We start from the raw sequence: 2,629 nt of genomic DNA, 5'->3' as shown, positions 1-2,629 counted from the left end.
CGAGCAACCCAGCGGCGTTTGGCGATTTGCGCAGCTCGTCGATCCCGAGCTTGATCCCGACCAGATCGTCACGCTCGCTGAGGGGAACACGCCGCTCTACAGGTCCGAGTCCCTGTGTGTGGCCTCTCTCCTGCCAGGGCTGCGCATAAAACACGAAGGGCACAATCCCACCGGATCCTTCAAGGATCGTGGTATGACCGTGGCAGTTAGCCGTGCCATCGCGGGTGGTGCGAAAGCGTTGGCCTGCGCGTCGACGGGTAATACCGCGGCCAGCCTTGCCGCCTATGCCGCCCACGCTGGATATCCGGCGATTGTGCTGTTGCCTGAAGCCTCCACGGCCAGCAGCAAACTCGCCCAGGCGATTGCCTATGGTGCACGCGTCTTGAGGGTGAGGGGTGACTTCGACTGCGCCATGAAGATCGTGGCAGAGCTCGCATTTAGGGGAGATGTTGCTCTCCTCAACTCCGCCAATCCATTTCGCATCGAAGGGCAGAAGACCATCGTGTTTGAGCTGCTGCAGCAGCTCCAGTGGCAGGCTCCCGACTGGATCGTCTTCCCCGCGGGGAACCTGGGCAACTGTGCGGCCTTTGGCAAGGCGCTTCGAGAGGCCTCGGAGCTGGGCCTGATCGACAGGGTTCCCCGACTCGCCGCGGTTCAGGCAGAAGGGGCTGCGCCGTTTGCTGCCAGCTTCGCCAGGGGTTTTGATCGGCTCGACACCGTTCGCGCCGAGACCCTTGCCACCGCCATCCGGATCGGAGCGCCGGTTTCCTTTTCGCGCGCCGTGCGCTCGATCCGTGAGACCCGAGGGGAGGTCCTTGCGGTCAGTGACGAGGAGATCCTGCTGGCCAAAGCCGAGGTCGACCGCGCAGGTCTGGGCGCGGAACCCGCCAGCTGCGCCGCCTTCGCCGGGGTCAAGAAACTGGCCCTGCGCGGGATCATCGACCCGAGCGAAAGCGTGGTTTGCGTCCTCACAGGGCACATTTTGAAAGATCCCGACACGACCTTGGCCTATCACGAAGGTCGCCTGGGAGAGGGCTCACGCAGCAACCCAGCCCAGGTCATCGAACCCGATCTGCAGGAGATCCAGCGCGCCCTGTCCGAGTGGGAGTCCAAGTAAGGCCGTAACTTGTGAATCGCCCTGACCTATTGCCCTGCGTCGATGTTGCGCACGGGCCGTACCATGAGCACGCCGTCACCGCCCCAACCTCCAACAACCTCCTCATGATGCGTTTCGTCGTCTCATCTCTCGTCGCGTGCCTCGCGCTCGCCTCGATGCTCTCAGCCCAACAGGGCGTGGCACAGCAGGACGCGCAAGGCCCTGCGGTCACTCCGCAACCGCGCATCGTCGAGTGGTGGTTCGCTCGTCACGCCGAGAAGATCGGTGCGATGGGCAAGGGCGACATCGACCTTCTGATGGTCGGCGACTCGATCACGCAGAACTTCGAGACCGTCGGCGCCGAGGTTTGGAAGAAGCACTTCGAACCGCGCAAGGCAATCAATCTCGGCTTCGGAGGCGATCGCACGAATCACGTTCTATGGCGCTTGGACCATCTACCGAAACTCGAGGTGGCTCCGAGAGCTGCCGTGGTCCTGATCGGCACCAACAACATCTGCTGGGGCAGCGACTCACCGCGGCAGGCAGCCGTCGGCGTGCAGGCGGTGACCGGGAAGCTCAACAAGCTCTACCCCACGATGAAGATTCTGGTGCTCGGCGTCTTTCCGCGCAGGCGAGAGGCCAGCCACGCCCATCGCAAGCAGATCGACGAGCTCAACTCCTACCTCCCGGTCTTGCTCGAGGACTTCGAGAACGTGAGGTTCCTCGACATCGGCGCGAGATTCCTCGACGCGCAGGGCCACCTGCCTGAGGAGATGATGCCGGACACGACGCACCCGAGCGAGAAGGGCCACCAGGTCTGGGCCGAGGCGCTCGCGCCGGAGCTCGACAAGATGCTGGCGCCGGCCGTCCCCGGTCGGCCGCCAGGGGACGAGGACAAGAAGGTCTACCTCCTGAAGGAATTCGGTGACCTCGGGCGAACGCTGGGCAGCACGAACACGGACAAGGCCAAGATCGTGGCCGGACCCACAAAGGTGAAACTGAAGCGCGAAGAGGCGGCGGGCAAGTACTGGCGGATCGCGCTCGGCGAGCATCGATTCAAGGTCAGCATCGAGGACGTCACGGGTCTCGACATCAAAGATGCTCTGAAGGCGATCGAACAAGTGCCGCCGCTCTACCGCCGCTGCTTCGAAATCGTCTCCGAAGAGGGCAAGGATGGCGTGGCCTTCTACAAGTCACTGGGCGGCGCCGCTGCCCACGGCGGTCAGCAGTACCTCAACATCGTGGACCGTGCCGGCGCGCATGTGATGGTGCATGAAGCGGGGCATATCCTCGAGCAACGCGCCGGTGATACGGAGAAGGACATCCTCGACCGTTGGCAAGCAGCGATCACCGCCGACGGCGTCTCCGTTTCCGCCTATGGCGACAAGGTTGCGCATGAGGACCTAGCCGAGTTCGCCAAGGTCTACGCCTTCTGCCTCAGCGCCAGCGGGGCCAGCGGCGCCGAGTTGAAGAAGTTGAACGAGGAATCGCCGAAGCGGTACGCTCTCTGGGAACGCATCCTCGAACTCGCCA

2 protein-coding genes are annotated in these 2,629 nt (G+C 63.6%); both read left to right on the top strand.

Annotated elements, in window-relative coordinates:
* Positions 1-1,117 (top strand): threonine synthase (gene thrC / locus OSA81_13605; protein MDE0900037.1); only part of this gene is annotated, 1,117 nt, incomplete at its 5' end.
* A gap of 176 nt (positions 1,118-1,293) precedes the next feature.
* Positions 1,294-2,629 (top strand): GDSL-type esterase/lipase family protein (locus OSA81_13600; GenBank protein ID MDE0900036.1); only part of this gene is annotated, 1,336 nt, incomplete at its 3' end.

It is taken from the genome of Longimicrobiales bacterium, assembly GCA_028823235.1.
GTDB lineage: Bacteria > Gemmatimonadota > Gemmatimonadetes > Longimicrobiales > Gaopeijiaceae > UBA2589.
The sequence above is the reverse complement of the archived record's forward strand: the minus strand, read 5'-3'. Positions and strand labels throughout refer to the sequence as shown.